Origin of the sequence: Streptomyces corynorhini, assembly GCF_003346515.1 — a bacterium.
GTDB lineage: Bacteria > Actinomycetota > Actinomycetes > Streptomycetales > Streptomycetaceae > Streptomyces > Streptomyces corynorhini.
Genome location: NZ_QQNA01000123.1, coordinates 17,013 through 35,688, shown reverse-complemented (window position 1 = coordinate 35,688; position 18,676 = coordinate 17,013). Strand labels below are relative to the sequence as shown.

The window sequence follows — 18,676 nt, the reverse complement described above, 5'->3', positions numbered from 1 at the left end:
CGGCCCGTCTTCCCCACCGCCTCGGGCCGCGCCGTGTTCTTCGCCCGCCCCTACCTGCCCGGGGCGGAGCTGCCCGACGAGGACTTCCCGTACGTCCTGAACACGGGCCGGGTCGCCCACCAGTGGCACACGCTGACCCGGACCGGCAAGATCGCGAAGCTCAACAGGCTCGACCCCGGGCCTTTCGTGGAGATCCACCCGCAGGACGCGCGGGCGCTGGGGATCGCCGAGGGCGACCGGGTGGAGGTCGCGTCGCGGCGCGGCCGGGCGGTGCTGCCCGCCGTGCTGACCGATCGGGTGCGGCCGGGGGACTGCTTCGCGCCGTTCCACTGGAACGACCTGTTCGGCGCGGATCTGAGCGTCAACGCGGTGACGAGCGACGCGGTCGACCCGATCTCGTTCCAGCCCGGCTTCAAGTTCTGCGCGGTGTCGCTGACCGGCCTCGGCGCGCCGCCGACCACGACGGCGGAGACGGCGACGGGGTCACGGGCGACGGCGCGGGCGGCGGAGGGGGAGGTCCTCGTCCTGTGGGCCTCGCAGACCGGCACCGCCGAGGAGGCGGCGGCCCTCGCCGTGCGGCGGCTGACGGACGGCGGGCGGACGGCCCGGCCGATCGACATGGCAGGTCACCCGCCGGACGCGCTGCCGCGCACGGCGGACCTGCTCTTCGTCACCAGCACCTTCGGCGACGGCGAGGCGCCCGACAACGGCGCACGCTTCTGGGAGGCGCTCAGCGCGCCCGGCGCGCCCCGGCTGGAGGGGGTGCGCTACGCCGTCCTCGCCCTCGGTGACTCCTCGTACCACGATTTCTGCGGGCACGGCCGACGGCTCGACGAGCGGCTGGCCGAACTGGGCGCGCGGCGCCTGGTACCGCGCGCCGACTGCGAGCCGGAGTACGAGGAGAGCGCCGGTCGGTGGCTGGACCGGGTGCTGGCCGCGCTGTCCCCGCAGCGGCAGACGGCCGGACCCGGGAAGCTCGCCGGACCGGCAGCCCGCGCCGCCTCCGCCGCCCCTGCCGCGCCTCGCACGGCCCGGCCCGCCGAGGCCCCGCCCGTCGTCGCGCGGCTGACCGGCAACCGGCTGCTCAGCCTGGCGGGCGCCACCAAGGAGGTGCGCGGGTTCACCTTCGACACGCGGGAGAGCGGGACCCCTCTCGACTACCGCGCCGGGGACGCGCTCGGTGTGCGGCCGGTCAACTGCCCCGATCTGGTGGCGGAGTGGCTGTCCGTCACGGGGCTGTCCCCGGGGACTCCGGTCGATCTCCCCGGGCCGGGGACCGTCGAGCTGGGCGAGGCTCTGCTGCGTCATCTCGACATCACCGCGATCACGCCCGCTCTGCTCCGGCTCGTCGCCGAGCGGACCGGCGACCGTACGCCGAGGCAGCTGCCGCGCCCGGACGACAAGGGCGAGCTGGCGCGCTGGGCGTGGGGGCGGCAGGCCGTCGACGTCGTCGCGGAGTTCGCCGTACGGGCCACGGCGGCCGAGTGGGCGGGCGTCCTGGGGCGCCTTCGGCCCCGGCTCTACTCGATCTCCTCCAGCCCGCTGACGGACCCCGGTCTGGTGCGGCTGACGGTCTCCGTCGTCCGGTACGAGGGCCGACGGGGTCACCGCCGCAAGGGCGTGGCCTCCGGATTCCTCGCGGACGCGGCCCAGGACAGCCAGGTGCAGGTGCGGGTACGGCGCTCCGCGCACTTCCGCCCGCCCGCCGACCCCGCCACCCGGATGGTGATGGTGGGCCCCGGGACAGGGATCGCCCCCTTCCTGGGATTCCTTGAGGAGCGGCGGGCACTCGGACACCCGGGCGCCAACTGGCTCTTCTTCGGGGAGCGGCGCCGCGCCACGGACTTCTCCTACCGGGAGGAGCTGGAGGAGCTGCGGCGCGACTCCACACTGACCCGGCTGGACACCGCCTTCTCGCGTGATCAGCGCGCGAAGGTGTACGTCCAGGACCGGATGCGCGAGCACGGGGCGCGGCTGTGGTCCTGGCTCCAGGAGGGGGCGCACTTCTACGTGTGCGGTGACGCCTCGCGGATGGCCAGGGACGTCGACCGCGCCCTGCGGGACATCGCCGTGGTCCATGGCGGTCTCACGCGGGAGGCGGCCGACGCCTATGTCGCGGGGCTGGCCGCCGACCGGCGGTATGTCCGCGACGTGTACTGATCGCCGGGCTCAGCGCACCACCCGAGGGGGTACGAGGTGCCGGTCCCGGAGTTCGCCGAGGACCAGGGCGGCGAACGCGGTGGCTCCCCGAACCGAGGTGTGCGTGTTGTCGCGCGCTTCGTCGTAGAGGTAGAGGGCCTTGGAGCCCTCCGGGCCCGCCTCCTCGACCAGTCGCCTGGTCAGCGCCGTGAGGTCGATGAGCGGTACGTCCAGCTCCCGGGCGAGGGCGCGCGTCTCACCGGGCAGGTCCACGCCCAGGCCGTTGACGTGCAGGGCGGTGCCGTTGTCGAGGGTGCCGTCGGCGTTGAACCAGCGGCGGACGATCGGGGTGACGAGGACGGGCCGGCCGCCCCGGTCCCGGATCCGCCTGACCATCTCGGTGAGGTTGGCGCGGTAGACGTCCGCCGGGGTCTGCTTGTCGTTGTGGGCGAGCTGGATCAGCACCGGATCGCCCAGGCGTACCCGGGACTCGACCGCGCGGAAGAGCACCGGGTTGTCCAGGAAGGACTGTGAACCCTCCCCGGAAGCGGCGTAGTTGGCGACCGATATGCCGCTCGTGAAGTACTGCGGAAGCCGCTGTCCCCAGCCGGTGTACGGGTCCTGAGGCTGGTCGCAGACGGTCGAGTCGCCGATCAGCAGGAGCTGGGGGACGCGCGGCGCGGGGGTGATCCGGAGCCCCGCGAGGAGGGGGGCCGCGCCGCCGAAGCGCAGGTCGAGGCCGGGGGTGCCGCCGGGCCCGGTCGGCTCGCCCTCGGGGTCGCGTACGTCCACGGTGAAGCCGCGCCGCACCGTCTGCCCGGCCCGGGTGGCGCTCTCGGCGAGCATCGCGCGCCGGGCCTCCGCCTGGACGCCGGTGCTGCCCTCGCGGGCGCCGCCGAGCAGGGCCGTCACCTCGTACGTACCCGGCGGGACGTCGAAGTGGCAGACCACGGGGGCGGTTCCGGCGCACCCGGCGGGCAGGGAGGGCCGCGCGGGTGTGCGGGCGGCGGCGGGCACGGCGAGCAGGCCGGTGACGGCGGTGAGCGCCGCCAGCACGGTGACGGCCACGCGCGCGGGAGCGGCCCTGCGGGTGGGGGCGGCCCTGCGGGTGGGGGCGCTCACGTCGGGATCCGGTCGCCGACGAGCGCGAGGTTCTGGATGGCGGCGAGTCCGAAGAGGGCGGTCTCGTTGCTGTTGATCCGGAGGTTCTCGTAGCCGGGTTCGAGGACGTCGGGTCCTTCGAGCGGTGTCCTGTCCCACTTCATCGCCGAGGTGTAGGCGTCGCTGTCGTAGAACCTGCTCCAGGCGCGCGCGGCCAGGCGCGCGTCGCCCGACTGGGCCGCCGCGTAGGCGTCCTGGCGCGAGTGGCCCTGGAAGAGCAGCAGACTGCCGAAGTCGCGTCCGTAGCGCGCGCTCTGTTCTGCCTTGGTGGCGTTGAAGTAGCGGCAGTAGTCCAGCCAGGCTTCCTTGAACTTCGGCTGGTCGATGAGGTCGATCAGCTCGGCGCACATCTCGACCAGGCCGAACATCGCGGAGAGGTGCGAGACGTCCACCACGGGCGCGGCGGCGACGGCGAACCTGCCGGTGTCGAGGTCGTAGAGGCCCGAGCCCTGGACGAAACCGTTGGGCTGCGCGCCGATGGTCTCCATGGTGGAGCGCAGCCGGGCCTCGGCCCTGGCCGCCCGGGGGCCCCTGCGCTCCCACTCGGTGAGCCAGGCGGCGGCCAGCCCGCTCCAGTCGGTGCCGAAGCCGATGGACAGGGCGTTGCGGTCGGGTTCGTAGGGCTCGGTGCGGATCTTGCGCAGCGGGTCGAGGGCGAGGAATGTCTCGTCGGAGTCGACGAGGGCGTGCATGAGGTCGCCGACCCGTTCGTCGGCCGTGAGGTAGTAGTAGGGGCGGCGGTAGACGGCGGTGGAGATGCGCTGCTGCTTGGCGCTGTCCGCGTAGTGCTGTACGCCGTGCCGGGTGCCGAGCCCGGCCCAGGTGCCGAGGTGGTAGACGTCGACCTCGCCGGTGTGCCGGGTCAGGGCTTCGGCGAAGCGGAAGATGTCGGCGCGGCCGGAGCGCAGATAGGCGAACCAGAGCCACAGGTCGGGCGAGAGTTCGGAGTTGTCCCAGGCGTAGCCGCCGACGTCGTAGCGCCACTGGTGGCGGTCCTCGTCGTAGCTGTGCATGAAGTCGCCGTAGTCCCAGAAGCCGTACCAGCGGCGCTGCTCGACCTGGTCCTTGTAGTACGTGAAGAGGAAGTCGAGCTGGTCCTCGATCGCGGCCTTGGCCGGTACGGAGCGGTCGACCGGTGCGAAGAGCCCGCCGAACACACCGGCTCCGGTGAGGGCTTCGGCGCTCGCGGCGAGCTGGGGCGGGGTGCGGACGGCCCGGGACTGGTCGACCAGCGCGGCGGCGGTGGGGGTCTTGTCGTTGGCCCAGAACATCAGCTCGCTGGTGCGGGCTATGCCGTACGGGGTGCCGAAGCCGGGCTCGTAGTCCTCGTAGGTGATGTTGAGGCCCTCGATCTGTTCGGGGTAGCTGTCCTGGCCCATGCCGTCGTGGTAGAAGCGCAGGTCCATCGGCTGTGCCTCGGGCGACCAGAGCCAGAGGGTGACCTCGGCCTCGTCGCCCGCCGCGCCCCGGATGTCGAGCTGGGCGGGGTGTTTGTGCCAGAAGTCGCGCAGCCCGAAGGAGAGTCCGCCGCTGACCCCGCCCACGTAGCCGAAGCCGCCCGCCCGGCCGCCGCCGCCCGCCGCGATCCAGCCGTGGCCCGCCTTGGTGCGTTTGCGCAGGCTGAAGCCGTCGGAGGAGAGCTGGGCCAGGGTGTAGTCGCCCCAGGTGGGGATGGCCTGGAGGCGGGTGGTGACGCGCTGGTCCCAGGTGGCGGGGTCGGGCAGCTTCTCGCCCCTGACCTGGGCGGTGCGTACGGCGGCGCCGGGGTCGCGGCGCAGGCCCGTGATGCCCTGGACCGCTTCGGTGAGGAAGCCCTTGCCCTCGCCCGCGATGCGGATGTGCCGGTCGTAGGCGGCGTCGCGCAGGGGGACGGTGAAGCGGACGCCGAGGCCGCGGATGAAGTCGCCCTTGTTCCGGCCGGGGGTCTGTTCGCCGTCGTAGGTGATGGTGTGCACCATGCGGAAGGACTCGGCACCGGCGTAGAAGTAGAGGCGGACGCTGAAGGGCAGCCAACGGCGGCTGCCCTTGCGGTGTTTGCCGTCGACGCGGATCACCGCCCGTACCGGGCCGTCCTGTTCGACGTGGGCGGCGCTGATCTCCCCTTCGAACCGTTCCCACCTGGCGGTGGCGTGCTCGCCGTCGTCGAGTTCGCCCTGGCGCAGCAGGACGAGGCGGCCGTCGGTGGCGATCCTGGTGGCGCCCCGGGTCACGGATTCGACGAGCCGGGCGCCGTCCTTGCCGATGACCGCCCTGATGACCCCGGTGTCGACGGTGATCCGCCGCTGGTTCGCGCTGACGGTGACCTTCTTCGCGGGGGCGGCGGGGGTCCCGGCGGTGAGGGTGAGGCGTCGCGCGCCCGCGGCGGCGGGGCCGACCGCGTGCGCGGTCCACTTGAGCGAGCCGTCCGGCCAGTAGGCGGTGGGCCAGGTCTGTACGGGGACGGCCCGGCCGTCCTCGGTGGCCAGGGCGAACTCCGTACCGGCGGGGTGGGTGCCCCGGCTCCACGGCACGCCGAAGGTCGAGCCGGGCGCCGCGCCCAGTCCGCCGTCCTCCAGCCAGCCGACGTCGACGGGGTCGGCCGCCGAGGCGGCGCGGGGGGCCGCCGCGTGGGCGTCCCGCCCGGCGAGCGCCCAGCTGACCTGGGTGGCGGCGCCCGCGACTGCGGCGGCCTTCAGCACGGACCTGCGAGGGATCGGAGACATCGCACATTCCTTTCATGCGCATGACATACACGGGTGCGAGTGCGGGTGCGAGTGCGGGTGCGGGTGCAGGTACGAATGCGAGTGCGGGTACGGGTGCGAGGAGGTAGTCCGACGTGACGGCCGCCGGGCGGGGACCGCTCAGCCGGCCGGGCGGCGGCGCTCGACGGCCAGCGCGCCCGCGGCCACCACTCCGAGCGCGGGCGCGGCCAGCGGCGCGGCGAACCACGCCGACACCGGCACCACGGCCAGGCCGCAGATCAGCAGCAGCGATCCGGCGGGGTCCCGTACGGTACGGCGGGCGGCGGCGCGCAGCAGCGCCCGCCACGAGGCGCCGGGCCGCCAGCAGACGGCCGCCCGCAGTCCGGCGGCGAGCAGGCCGAGCATGGCCAGCACCCCGACCGTACCGGCGAACGGTCCGCCGGGCAGCCCGGCCCGTACGACCACCAGGTCCGCGTGGAGCAGCCAGGCCGCCGCCCAGCCGGCCACGCCGACCAGCCAGCCGCGCCGGGCGGCGGCGCGCAGGTCCGCGGTGAACTCCCGCCAGGTGGCGACCTCGTGGGCCAGCACCCGGCGCAGGTGCGCCGCGCCCGCGGCGAAGGCGGCGGGCAGGGTGAGCAGGGGCAGCGCGGCCAGCGCGATCCACACGCCGGTCAACAGGGCCTCGGCGAAGACACCGAAACCCCGCGCGAAGCCGGACTCCTCCCGGGGGGAGGCTCTCCGACGGCTCGTGGTGCGGGTCGCGCTCATACCCGGCTCAGCCCTTCAGTCCGGAGGTGGCCATACCGTCGATCAGATAGCGCTGGAAGGCGAGGAAGAAGAGCAGAACGGGCAGCAGGGCGATGAGCGACATGGCGATCATGCCGCCGTAGTTGGCCACGCCGTCCTGGTCCACGAACATCTTCAGCGCCAGCGAGACGGTGTACTTGTCGGGCTCGTTGAGATAGATCAGCGGGCCCATGAAGTCGTTCCACGCGTTGATGAAGGTGAAGATGGCGCTGGTGATCAGCGCCGGGCGGCACAGCGGCAGCACGATCGACCAGTAGATCCGGGCGTGCCCGCAGCCGTCGAGGCGCGCCGCCTCGTCCAGCTCCTTCGGCAGATTCCGGATGAACTGCATCATCAGGAAGACGAAGAAGGCTTCCGTGGCGAGGTACTTGCCGAGCAGCAGGGGCGCGTAGGTGTTGACCAGTTCGAGTCTCTGGAAGAGCACGTACTGCGGGATGAGCAGCACGTGGTACGGCAGCAGCAGTGTGCCGATCATGAGGGTGAAGAGCAGATCGCGCCCCGCGAACCTGATCCGGGCGAAGGCGTAGGCCGCCAGCGAGCAGGAGAACAGCACACCGACGACGGAACCCAGCGCCAGCACGGTGGAGTTGAGGAAGAAGGTGGTGACCGGGATGTCCGCGATCCCGTCGGCGAGCCGGGTGAAGTTCTCGACGATCGGGGCGGTGGGGAACAGCTCCAGGCTGCCGACGATCTCGTCGTTCGGTTTGAACGAGCCGCCGATCACCCAGATCACCGGGTAGAGCACCACCGCGAGGACCGCGAGGGAGCCGAGGTGCCAGGCGAGCGAACCGGCGCCGCGGCGGCGGGCGGCCCGTACGGCGGCGGCCGGGTCCGGGCGCGGCGGCCGGGAGGGGGACGCGACGGCGGACGGCGTCAGCGGTGTACGCGGCGTGGTCATCGGGCCGCCTCCTCGTAGTGCACCCAGCGCTTCTGGGACCGGAACAGCACGGCGGTCACCAGGCCCACGGCGAGCAGCAGCATCCAGGCCATGGCCGAGGCCATGCCCATCCGGCTGTTCTCGAAGCCCTGGATGTAGAGGTAACAGGTGTAGACGAGCGTGCCGTCGGCCGGGCCGCAGGTGCCACCGGCGCCGCCGAGGATGTAGGCCGAGCCGAAGATCTGGAACGAGTGGATCGTCTCCAGCAGGACATTGAAGAAGAGCACCGGCGAGATCATCGGCAGGGTGATGTTCCAGAACCGGCGCAGCGGCCCGGCGCCGTCGACCTCCGCCGCCTCGTAGAGCGAGACCGGCACCTGCTTGAGCCCGGCGAGGAAGATCACCATGGGCGCGCCGAACTGCCAGACCGTGAGCGCCACCAGGCTGTAGACGATCATGTCGGGATCGCCGACCCAGCCGCCCCCGGGGAGGCCGAACAGCCGCTGGGCCCGGTCGACCACGGCGTCGTCCGAGAAGATCGCCTTCCAGACGATGGCGATGGAGACGCTCGCGCCGATGAGGGACGGCGCGTAGAACGCGGCCCGGTAGAAAGCCTGTCCGCGCCGCTTCCGGCTCAGCAGCAGTGCCACGCCGAGCGCCGCCGCCAGTTTGAGCGGGGTGCCGATGACCACGTACCAGAGCGTCACCGAGACCGAATGGCGCCAGCGCGCGTCGGCGAACATCTCGGTGAAGTTGTCCAGCCCGATCCACCGGGGGGCGTCGAACAGGTTGTAGTCGGTGAACGCGAAGTAGAGCGAGGCGATCATCGGGCCCGCGGTGAGCAGCAGGAACCCGGCGATCCAGGGGGACATGAAGAGCAGTCCCGCGAGGTTCTCCCGGCGGCCCCGCCGACGCGGGGCGGGGCCGCCGGGGCCGCCCCGGCCGGAGCGCGGCCGGGAGCCTGGGAGGCGGTCGGGCGCGGCGGACCGGCCGGCCGCCACCGTGGACCCGCTCACCGTCCGAGGGCCGTCTTCGACTCGCTGAAGAACTGACGCACCGCGTCGTCCACCGAGCGCTTGCCCAGGGCGAGTTCCTCGGCGAGCCGCAGGAAGGCGGATTCGGCGACATCGGCGCCCGAGGGGTGCGGTGTGATCTCCTCCAGCACCCCGGAGGCGACAAGCTGGTCCTCGTACGCGGCGATGTCCCGGTTGACCTCGTCGGTGGGCTCGAACGCCTCGTACTGCGCGGTGGTGGTGGGAACGCCGCGGTCGTAGCCCATGATCTTGGCGACCTCGGGGTCGTGGACCATGAAGTCGATGAACTGGGCCACTTCCTTGGGGTGTTCGGTGCGCTTGGAGCCGCTGAGCATCAGGGAGCCGAGGTACTGGCCGGTCCTCTTGCCGTCGGTGGTGGGGATGGGCGCGAGCCCGTAGCCGCTCCTGCCCTCGGAGGTGTAGCGCACGGCGAAGTTGTCCCAGGTGAACTCGCAGCCCGCGAGTTCGGCGGCGAGCGCGGACTTGGGCCTGATCTGCGCGACCTTCCTGGGGTCCGCGTAGACGCCCGACCTCACCCCGGCGTACGCCTTGGTCCACCACTCCTTGAGGTCGGCTTCGGTGAAGCCGAGCCCCTTCGCGGTGAAGAACGCCTTGCCGTGCTGGCGCAGATAGAGGTCGTAGAGGTACATGACCCCGTACATCCCGCTGTCACCGGCCCGGCCCTGGGTGTCCCGGATCCTGACCATCGCGGCGTCGAAGTCGTCCCAGGTCCAGCCGGGCTTCGGGGTGATCCCCGCCTTCCGGAAGACGTTCTCGTCGATGACCAGGGCCATGGAGTTGCTGCCGACGGGGACGCCGAGGAGCTTCCCGTCGACCTCGCCGAACTTCTCCAGTCCGGCGCGGAAGCCGTCCATGCCGAGGTGGCCGGCCTCGACCTGCGCGCCGAGGTCGAGCAGGACGTTCTTCTCGTCGTACTTGCGCAGGAACCCGATGGCGTTCTGGAACACGTCGGGCGGATTGCCGCCGGACGCCTGGGTGTTGAACTTCTTCCAGAAGTCCAGATAGGGCTGGAAGTCCGTCTTGACCTTGATCTTCGGGTACTTCTCCTCGAAGAGGGCGATCGTCTCGTTGATCCGCTTCGCCCGGTCGTCGGAACCCCACCAGGCGTACCGGATCGTCACACTCCCGTCGCCCGAGCCGCCGCCCGCCCCGCAGCCGGCCGCCGTCAGGCCGAAAGCGGCCAACGACCCGCCCGCGAGCCTGAGCACGCCGCGTCGGTCAACGCTCCCGGTCCTCGGCACAGTTCACCCTCCAGCCGTTCGTTGAATCGTTTTAGGCAAGCGCTTGCCGCTAGAAGTTATGGACCTCTGCGGCTCTACGTCAACGGTTCGGACGACATCCCTCGAAGCGCTTCAACGCGAGTCCCGGGCGGCGACGGGAACCTCGGAGCACTTCTGCGCGAAGCATTGACGAAACATGCGCGGCGTCCTAGCTTCATCGCGTCGTACTTCGTACGTCATATATGAGACACGAGATCTGAGAGCGCCGATGGCCTTCGCCCCGAGTCCGATCCCCTCCCGCACGCAGTACGTTCTCGAAGCGATCAAACACTCCATCCTCACCGGGGGGCTCCCCCCGGGACAGCCACTGGTGGAGACCGAACTCGCCGCGCGCTTCGGTGTGTCGAAGACGCCGGTGCGCGAGGCCCTCAAGACACTGGCCGGCACCGGTCTGGTGGTCATGAGCCAGTTCAAGGGCGTCACCGTGCGCACGGTCGACGCCGCCATGGCCCACGAGGTCTACGACGTACGGATGCTCCTCGAACCGGAGGCGCTGCGGCGTTCACTCGCCCGCCGCGCCTCGCTGGAGCCCGCGCGGGAGGCGCTGGTCAGGGCGGACGAGGCGGCGGACCGCGCCGAACGGTCGCTGGCCAACCGGGAGTTCCACCGGGCGCTGTATCTGCCCTGCGGCAATCCGCTGCTGGCCAGGATGCTCGACGAGGTACGCGACCAGGCCGCCCTGGTCTCGACCGTCGCCTGGGCCGCCGTCCCGTCCTGGGAGCGGGAGGCCGCCGAGCACCGGGAGATTTTGCGGCTCGCCCTCGCGGGCGACAGCGACGGAGCCGGTCAGGCCCTGCACGATCACATCGCCTCCTTCGTACAGCGGGCATTCCCTGAGGAGACCCCCCATGAGCAGCCCTGATCTCACGTCGTCGCGCGATGCCCTCGCCGATGTCGTCGCGATCCCCGTGACCCCGTTCACCGCCGATGACACACTCGACACGCAAGCGCACCGGGCGCTGCTGCGCCGGTTGCTCGACGGCGGCGTACGCACCCTCACGCCCAACGGCAACACCGGTGAGTACTACGCGCTCAGCCCCGACGAGCGCCGCGAGGTGACCGAGCTGACCGTCGAGGAGGCCGGGGACCGGGCCGAGATCCTCGTCGGCATCGGCCTCGACGTGCCCACCGCCGTGGCCTCCGCGCGCCATGCCCGTGCCGTCGGGGCGCGGATGGTGATGGTGCATCAGCCGGTGCATCCCTATGTGTCGCAGGCGGGCTGGGTCGACTACCACCGGGCCGTCGCCGAGGCGGTGCCGGAGCTGGGCGTGGTCCCGTACATCCGTGACACGCGGCTGCGCGGCGAGACGCTCGCGGCGCTCGGCGAGCTGTGCCCCAATGTCATCGGCGCGAAGTACGCCGTGCCGGACGCCGCGCGCTTCGCGGCCTTCGCACGCGACGCGGGCCTGGAGCGGTTCGTCTGGGTGGCGGGCCTCGCCGAGCTGTACGCGCCGGCCTACTTCGCGGGCGGGGCCACCGGTTTCACCTCGGGTCTGGTCAATGTGGCGCCGGCCGTCTCGCTGGGGATGCTGGAGTCGCTGCGGGCCGGGGACTACGCGGGCGCCATGAAGGTGTGGGAGCAGATCAGGCCCTTCGAGGAGCTGCGCGCCGCGAGCCGGTCCGCCGACAACGTGACGGTGGTCAAGGAGGCGCTGGCCTCCCTCGGACTGTGCCGGCGCGAGCTGCGTCCGCCGAGCCGCGAACTGCCCGAGGAGCGGCGTGCCGCCGTCGCCGCGCTGGTCGCGGGGTGGGCGATATGACCGTACGGCCGGAGCGGCTGCGCAGCCACCAGTGGTACGGGAGCGACATCGCGTCGGGGCTGCGTTCCTTCAGCCACCGGGCGCGCACCCGCCAGCTCGGCTATCTGCCGGAGGAGCACCTCGGCAAGCCGGTCATCGCGGTCCTCAACACCTGGTCGGACATCAACCCCTGCCATATGCATCTGCGCGAGCGCGCCCAGGCCGTCAAGCGCGGAGTGTGGCAGGCGGGCGGCTTCCCGCTGGAGTTCCCGGTCTCCACACTCTCCGAGACCTTCCAGAAGCCGACACCCATGCTGTACCGCAACATGCTGTCGATGGAGACCGAGGAGCTGCTGCGCTCCTATCCGGTGGACGGGGCGGTGCTGCTGGGCGGCTGTGACAAGTCGACGCCGGCGCTGCTGATGGGCGCGGCCAGTGTGGACCTGCCCGCGGTGTTCGTCCCGGCAGGGCCGATGCTGCCGGGGCACTGGCGCGACGAGGTGCTGGGGTCCGGCACGGACATGTGGAAGTACTGGGACGAGCGGCGCGCCGGGCTGATCGGCGACGCGGAGCTGGCCGAGCTGGAGAACGGGCTGGCCCGCTCCCCCGGCACCTGTATGACCATGGGGACCGCCTCGACGCTCACCGCCGCCGCCGAGACGCTCGGGGTGACCATGCCGGGCGCGTCGTCGATCCCGGCCGTGGACTCGGGGCACGAGCGGATGGCCGCCGCCTCCGGCAGACGCGTCGTCGAGCTGGTGCTCGCGGATCTGCGGCTGTCGAAGCTGCTGACCAGGGAGGCGTACGAGGACGCGGTGGCCACCGTCCTCGCGCTGGGCGGCTCGACCAACGCGGTGATCCATCTGATCGCGATGGCGGGGCGCTCCGGTATCCGGCTGACCCTGGACGACTTCGACCGGATCGCGCGGACCGTACCGGTCCTGGCCGACCTGCGCCCCGGCGGGCGGTACCTGATGGAGGACTTCCACTTCGCGGGCGGGCTGCCCGCCTTCCTGACCCGGCTGACGGACGTCCTGCACCTGGACCGTCCGACCGTCGCCCACACCACACTGCGCGAGCAGCTCGACGGGGCGCTCGTCCACAATCCGCGGGTCATCAGGGAGCGGGAGGACGCGCTCGCGCCGGAGGGCGGGGTGGCGGTGCTGCGCGGCAACCTCTGCCCCGACGGTGCGGTCATCAAGCACATCGCCGCCGAACCCCGGCTGCTCGAACACACCGGCCCCGCGATGGTCTTCGACGACTACCGCACGATGCAGCGCACTATCAACGACCCGGCCCTGGCCCTCACCCCCGACCATGTGCTGGTGCTGCGCAACGCGGGCCCCAAGGGCGGTCCCGGGATGCCGGAGTACGGCATGCTGCCGATCCCCGACTATCTGCTCAAGCAGGGTGTGCGGGACATGGTGCGGCTCTCCGACGCCCGGATGAGCGGGACGAGTTACGGCGCGTGCGTGCTGCACATCGCACCCGAGTCGTATGTCGGCGGACCGCTGGCGCTGGTGCGGACCGGCGACTCGATCACTCTGGACGTCGAGGCCCGCAGCCTCCATCTTCACGTGGAAGAAGCCCAGTTGGCCCGGCGCGGAGCCGAGTGGACCGCACCGCCCGAGCGGTACGGGCGCGGTTACGGCGCCCTGTACAACGAGCAGATCACCCAGGCCGACACCGGCTGCGACTTCGCCTTCCTCGCCAGGCCGGGCGAGGTGCCCGACCCGTACGTGGGCTGAGCGGCGGCGGGCCCCGCCCGCCGGCTCCGCCCCCTCCCCGGCCCGTTCGACGGTCGGACACCCACTGCGAAGCGCTTCACCCACGGAACGGAGAAGCAAGTCATGGCCTCAGCTGTGGCGCAGGACCCATCAGGGGCGCCGCCCCGCGCACCCGGCCCACCGGCGAGCGGGAAGCGAACGCGCCGTACGGGGGTGTCGGCCCGCCGGCTCCCGTATCTGCTGATCGCCCCCGCCGGGCTGCTGATGCTGGGCTTCATCGCCTACCCGATGCTCAGTGTCTTCTACTACAGCCTCCAGAACTACAACGTCACCAAACCCTGGCGCAACGGCTTCGCGGGGCTCGACAACTTCCGCCGCATCTTCACCGAGGACCCGCTGTTCTGGGACAGCCTGGTCTTCAGCGGCAAGTGGGTCGTCACCGAGGTCACCCTGCAGCTGGCGTTCGGTCTGGTGCTGGCGCTGCTGGTCAACCAGACGTTCCTGGGGCGTGCGGTGGCCCGTGCGCTGGTCTTCTCGCCGTGGGCCGTCTCCGGTGTGCTGACGACGACGATCTGGCTGCTGCTCTACAACCCGTCGACCGGGGTGGGCCGCTATCTGGCCGACGCGGGCATCGGGACGTACGGATCCTCGGTGCTCTCCGACACCGGCACGGTCTTCTGGGCCGCCGTCCTGGCCGAACTCTGGCGCGGTGTGCCGTTCTTCGCGATCCTCATCCTCGCCGACCTGCAGTCCATCCCCGGGGATCTGTACGAGGCGGCCTCCGTCGACGGGGCCAACCGCTACCGGCAGTTCTTCCACATCACCCTGCCCCATCTGCGGGACGCGATCATCCTGTCCACCCTGCTGAGGGCGGTGTGGGAGTTCAACAACGTCGATCTGCTGCTGACCCTCACCAAGGGCGGCCCGGCCGGTGTCACCACCACACTGCCGCTGTATGTGGCGGTCACCGGCTTCGAGGCACACGACTTCGGTTACGCGACCGCCCTGACCACCGTCGCGTTCGCGATTCTCCTCTTCTGCTCGATCCTCTATCTGCGCCTGAGCAAGTTCGGAGGCGACCACAAGTGACCGCCGTCATCGCCGAGAAGAGCACGTCGCCCGCGCCCGCGGACGGCGGCCGGCCGTCTCCCCCGCTCCGCCGCAGGAGGCGTGAGCGCGCCTTCGACGAGGTGCCCAGGTGGCAGATCTATGTGCCGCTCGGCCTCTATCTGCTCTTCACCCTCGTGCCGTTCTACTGGATGCTGCTGTTCTCGCTGCGTCCCGCCGGTTCCGACTCGCTGGTGCCGTGGCCGATGACGTTCGACCACTTCGCGAAGGTGTGGAACGAGCGCGCCTTCTCCGTCTTCTTCCAGAACAGCGCGCTGATCGGGGTGGGCACCCTGATCTGCACGACGGTGGTCGCGCTGGCCGGCGGCTACGCGCTGGCGCGCTTCGACTTCCGGATCAAGCAGGGCTTCATGCTGGCGCTGCTGTGCTCGCAGTTCATCCCCGGCGCGCTGATGCTCGTCCCGCTCTTCCAGATCTTCAAGAACCTCCAGCTGATCAACTCCCCGGTGAGCGTGGTCCTCGCGGAGACCGTCTTCCAGCTGCCGCTCTCGATCATCCTGATCAGCGGATTCATCAAGAACGTGCCCTACTCGCTGGAGGAGGCGGCCTGGGTGGACGGCTGCTCACGGCTCCAGGCGTTCCGTATCGTCGTCCTGCCGATGCTGCGCCCCGGGCTGATCGCCGTGGGCTCGTTCGCCTTCGTGCACAGCTGGAACCACTTCCTCTTCGCGCTGATGTTCCTGATGGACCAGGACAAGCAGACGATCCCGGTCGGGCTCTCGACCCTCATCGGCGCGGACAGTGTGGACTTCGGCGCGCTGGCCGCGGGCGGTGTGATCTCGGCGGTGCCGGTGGTCATCGTCTTCGCCTTCATCCAGAAGTGGCTGATCAGCGGATTCAGCGCCGGGGCGGTGAAGGGATGAGCCTGCCCGTGGTACTGGCCGGGGCGCGCGGCCACGGCCGGACGCATCTGCTGAACATCCGCCGCCTCCAAGAGGCGGGCGTGGTAAGGCTCGTGGGGATCTGCGAACTGACCCCGCTCGGCGCCGAGGAGCTGGCGGGCCTCGGCGAACCGGCGCAGTCGGCGGACCTCGGTGAGCTGCTGGACCGTACGGGCGCGCGGATCGCGGTCATCTGCACCCCCATCCACACCCACACCGAGCTGGCGCTCACCGCCGCCGCCCGAGGGGTGCACACGCTGCTGGAGAAGCCCACCACCCCGTCGTTCGCCGCGTACGAGACCCTGCTGACCGGGCTGGAGAAGTACGGCACCGCCTGCCAGGTCGGCTTCCAGTCGCTGGGTTCGCACGCGGTGGCGGCGATCAGGGAGCTGATCGCGGACGGGGCGATCGGGGCGGTGCGCGGCATCGGCGCCGCCGGTGCCTGGGCGCGCGACGAGGCGTACTACACCCGGGCGCCCTGGGCGGGCCGTCGCACCCTGGACGGACGGGACGTGGTCGACGGGGTCCTCACCAACCCACTGGCGCACGCCCTCGCCACGGCGCTGCGCGTCGACGGCGCCGACCTGCCCGGCTCCGTGACCGGCATCCGGCTGGAGCAGTTCCGGGCCAACGACATCGAGTCCGACGACACCACCTGTCTGCGGCTGCTGACGGCCGGGGGCACTCCGGTGACGGTCGCCGTCACCCTGTGCGCGGAGCGGCCGGGCGAGCCGTACGTGCTGGTCCACGGCGAGAGCGGCCGGATCACCTTCTGGTACAAGGAGGACCGGGTGCTGGTGCAGCGCGCGGGCCGGGGCCCCGAGCAGACCGAGTACGGCCGTACCGATCTGCTGGAGAACCTCGTCGCCCACCTGCGCGCGGGCGAGCCGCTGCTCGTGCCGCCGGAGCGTACCGGCGCCTTCATGCGGGTCGTCGAGTCCGTGAGGACCGCGCCGCTGCCCGCGCCGCTGCCGCCCGGCGCCTGGTACAGCGCCCCCGGCGGGACCGGGGCGCGCCGGATCGTCCGAGGGATCGACGCCCTGGTGGCCCGGAGCGCGGAGTCCCTCTCCACATTTTCCGAGCTGGGCGCGGACTGGGCCGCGCCCCCGGTGGAGGTGCGTCCATGAAGATCGACCCGCGCGTTTCCGGTGTCTCCGAGGCGACGGTGCTGCGCTGTGCGGGCCGCCCGGTGGCCACGTACGCCCACCGGGCGGACCGTACGGACATCCCGGCGGGGCTCTCGCCGCGCCCGTATCTGCATCCGGTGCGCACTCTGGGCGGTGTCACGGTCACCGAGCTGCGGCCGGCCGACCACGCGCACCACCTCGGGGTGTCCATGGCCGTGCCGGACATCTCCGGGGCGACCTTTCCCGGCGTCAACTTCTGGGGCGGGCGGACCTATGTGCGCGGCCGGGGCCCGGTCGAGCTGGCCAACCACGGCACGCAGGAGCACACGGGCTGGCTGCTGCGGGACCCGGACGGCTGTGTGCAGGAGCTGTCGTGGGCGCACCGGGGCAGGGAGCTGCTCAGGGAGCGGCGGACGGTCAGCGCCGGAGCGCTCTCCGCCGAGGCGTGGGTGCTCGACTTCACCTCGTCGCTGACCAATGTGGCGGGCGAGGACCTGTCCGTGGGCAGCCCGGCCACCAACGGGCGTCCGGGGGCCGGGTACGGCGGCTTCTTCTGGCGCGCGCCCCGGCAGGGGCCGGACGGCAGGGCGCCGGAGGTGTTCACCGGGGAGGCGGCGGGCGAGGAGGCGGTGCACGGGCGCCCCGCCGACTGGCTGGTGCTGGCGGGCGCGGACTGGTCGCTGCTGTTCTGCGGCGGGAACGCGGAGACCCGCGCCGACCCGTGGTTCGTACGGACCGCCGAGTATCCCGGGGTGGGCTCCTCGCTGGCCTGGGAGCGGCGGCTGAAGCTGCCCGAGGGCGCGAGCACGGCCCGGCGGGTCGTCACCGTCGTGGTGGACGGCCGGCTCGACCGGCCGGGCGCGGTGTCGCTCGCCCGTAAGGCGGTGACGGCGTGAGCGCCCCGGGCGCGTCGCGAAAGTACCGGAGCCGTATCCGACCTCTGTGAGGAGAGCCGCAATGTCGCATCCGCACCGCACTCGATTCCCCGCGGCGGGTATCGCACTCACCGCTGTGACCGTCCTGTCCACCGTCCTCGTGACCGCTCCCGCGGACGCCCGCTCGCCCGCGGGCACGGCCGCCGCGGGGACCGTGCTGCGCGTACCGGCCGAGTACGCCACCGTGCAGGCCGCCGTGGACGCCGTCCCCGCGGGCAACACGGCACAGGTGACGATCTCCATCGCCCCCGGTACCTACCGCGAGCAGGTCCGGGTGCCGGCGAGCAAGCCGCATCTGCTCTTCCGGGGCACGGGACGCGACAGGTCGGGGACGGTGATCGTCTACGACACCCCGAACGAGTACGGCGGTTCGAACGCCAGCGCCACCGTGCTGATCGCCGCGAGCGACGTCACCGCCCGCAATCTGACGTTCGTCAACGACTTCGACGAGGCGGCGCACGATCTCTCCGCCGAGCAGGCGCTGGCGATGAAGACGACCGGCGACCGGATCGTCTTCGAGAACACCGCGTTCAAGGGCAACCAGGACACCCTGATGACCGACAGTCCGGCGCTGAACCGGATCAGCCGGGTCTATGTCCGCGACGCGTACATCGAGGGCGACGTGGACTTCCTCTACGGGCGGGCCACCACGGTCGTCGAACGGTCCGTGATCCGGGCGCTGAGCCGGGGTTCCGACACCAACAACGGCTACATCACGGCGGCTTCGACGTGGAAGGAGAACCCGTACGGCTTTCTGATCACCGGCAGCCGTGTCGTCAGCGACGCCCCCGCGGGCACCGTCCACCTGGGCCGGCCCTGGCATCCGGGCGGTGAGCCGGACGCCGTGGCGCAGGTGCTGTTCCGGGACACCGAGCTGCCCGCGGCCGTGAAGTCGGCGCCGTGGACGGACATGAGCGGCTTCTCCTGGAAGGACGCCCGCTTCGCCGAGTACCGCACGTACGGGCCGGGCTCGGCCGTGACGCCCGACCGTCCGCGGCTGACGGACGCCGAGGCGGCCGGGCGCCGGGTCGCCGACTACCTGCGCGGCACGGACGGCTGGGCGCCGCAGGACGCGGTACGCACACCCCGCTGATCCCCGCACACCACACCACACACCACGCTCCACACTCCAGCGGCAC

General features: G+C 71.7%; 14 protein-coding genes and 1 pseudogene. 9 read left to right on the top strand and 6 right to left on the bottom strand.

Features of this window, described 5'->3' with window-relative positions; translation table 11 throughout:
* The coding region (locus DVH02_RS17000; protein WP_199566317.1) for a molybdopterin dinucleotide binding domain-containing protein at positions 1-2,160 on the top strand (2,160 nt) is incomplete at its 5' end.
* Positions 2,161-2,169: 9 nt separating this feature from the next.
* Here the strand turns inward: DVH02_RS17000 and DVH02_RS16995 are convergent.
* The 6 genes from DVH02_RS16995 to DVH02_RS16970 all read right to left on the bottom strand — a co-directional run bounded on the left by DVH02_RS16995 (position 2,170) and on the right by DVH02_RS16970 (position 9,961).
* Positions 2,170-3,261, bottom strand: coding sequence for a rhamnogalacturonan acetylesterase (locus tag DVH02_RS16995; RefSeq protein WP_233518275.1), 1,092 nt, complete (start codon positions 3,259-3,261; stop codon positions 2,170-2,172).
* The gene (locus DVH02_RS16990) at positions 3,258-6,002 is read right to left on the bottom strand and encodes an exo-rhamnogalacturonan lyase family protein (RefSeq protein ID WP_114624656.1); all 2,745 of its coding nucleotides are present in this window, start codon (positions 6,000-6,002) and stop codon (positions 3,258-3,260) included. Before DVH02_RS16990 ends, DVH02_RS16995 begins: the two co-directional genes overlap by 4 nt.
* A gap of 138 nt (positions 6,003-6,140) precedes the next feature.
* Complete coding sequence (locus DVH02_RS16985) at positions 6,141-6,749, bottom strand: hypothetical protein (RefSeq protein ID WP_114624655.1); 609 nt, start codon at positions 6,747-6,749, stop codon at positions 6,141-6,143.
* Between the two features lie 7 nt (positions 6,750-6,756).
* Positions 6,757-7,686, bottom strand: coding sequence for a carbohydrate ABC transporter permease (locus DVH02_RS16980; protein ID WP_114624654.1), 930 nt, complete (start codon positions 7,684-7,686; stop codon positions 6,757-6,759).
* The gene (locus DVH02_RS16975) at positions 7,683-8,681 is read right to left on the bottom strand and encodes a carbohydrate ABC transporter permease (protein WP_233518274.1); all 999 of its coding nucleotides are present in this window, start codon (positions 8,679-8,681) and stop codon (positions 7,683-7,685) included. The genes DVH02_RS16980 and DVH02_RS16975 overlap by 4 nt, the downstream gene beginning before the upstream one ends.
* Entirely contained in the window at positions 8,678-9,961 is a 1,284-nt protein-coding gene (locus DVH02_RS16970) for an ABC transporter substrate-binding protein (protein ID WP_114624653.1), read from the bottom strand. Before DVH02_RS16970 ends, DVH02_RS16975 begins: the two co-directional genes overlap by 4 nt.
* 247 nt (positions 9,962-10,208) lie before the next feature.
* Here DVH02_RS16970 and DVH02_RS16965 point away from each other — a divergent pair, with 247 nt between their 5' ends.
* From DVH02_RS16965 to DVH02_RS16930, 8 genes and pseudogenes are all read left to right on the top strand, one after another.
* Positions 10,209-10,862, top strand: a complete 654-nt coding sequence (locus DVH02_RS16965; protein WP_114624652.1) for a GntR family transcriptional regulator — start codon at positions 10,209-10,211, stop codon at positions 10,860-10,862.
* Positions 10,849-11,760, top strand: coding sequence for a dihydrodipicolinate synthase family protein (locus tag DVH02_RS16960; protein ID WP_114624651.1), 912 nt, complete (start codon positions 10,849-10,851; stop codon positions 11,758-11,760). Before DVH02_RS16965 ends, DVH02_RS16960 begins: the two co-directional genes overlap by 14 nt.
* A complete protein-coding gene (gene araD, locus DVH02_RS16955) occupies positions 11,757-13,487 on the top strand; it encodes an L-arabinonate dehydratase (protein ID WP_114624659.1) in 1,731 nt (576 codons plus the stop codon). Before DVH02_RS16960 ends, araD begins: the two co-directional genes overlap by 4 nt.
* A 102-nt stretch (positions 13,488-13,589) precedes the next feature.
* Positions 13,590-14,555 (top strand): carbohydrate ABC transporter permease, encoded by a 966-nt coding sequence (locus DVH02_RS16950; RefSeq protein ID WP_114624650.1) that lies wholly within the window; start codon positions 13,590-13,592, stop codon positions 14,553-14,555.
* Positions 14,552-15,457, top strand: coding sequence for a carbohydrate ABC transporter permease (locus DVH02_RS16945; RefSeq protein WP_114624649.1), 906 nt, complete (start codon positions 14,552-14,554; stop codon positions 15,455-15,457). Before DVH02_RS16950 ends, DVH02_RS16945 begins: the two co-directional genes overlap by 4 nt.
* Positions 15,454-16,602 (top strand): Gfo/Idh/MocA family protein, encoded by a 1,149-nt coding sequence (locus tag DVH02_RS16940; RefSeq protein WP_114624648.1) that lies wholly within the window; start codon positions 15,454-15,456, stop codon positions 16,600-16,602. Before DVH02_RS16945 ends, DVH02_RS16940 begins: the two co-directional genes overlap by 4 nt.
* A complete protein-coding gene (locus DVH02_RS16935) occupies positions 16,599-17,498 on the top strand; it encodes a DUF6807 domain-containing protein (RefSeq protein WP_114624647.1) in 900 nt (299 codons plus the stop codon). The genes DVH02_RS16940 and DVH02_RS16935 overlap by 4 nt, the downstream gene beginning before the upstream one ends.
* 184 nt (positions 17,499-17,682) lie before the next feature.
* Positions 17,683-18,630: pseudogene (locus DVH02_RS16930) on the top strand (pectinesterase family protein); the annotation flags it as partial.
* Positions 18,631-18,676 lie beyond the last annotated feature (46 nt).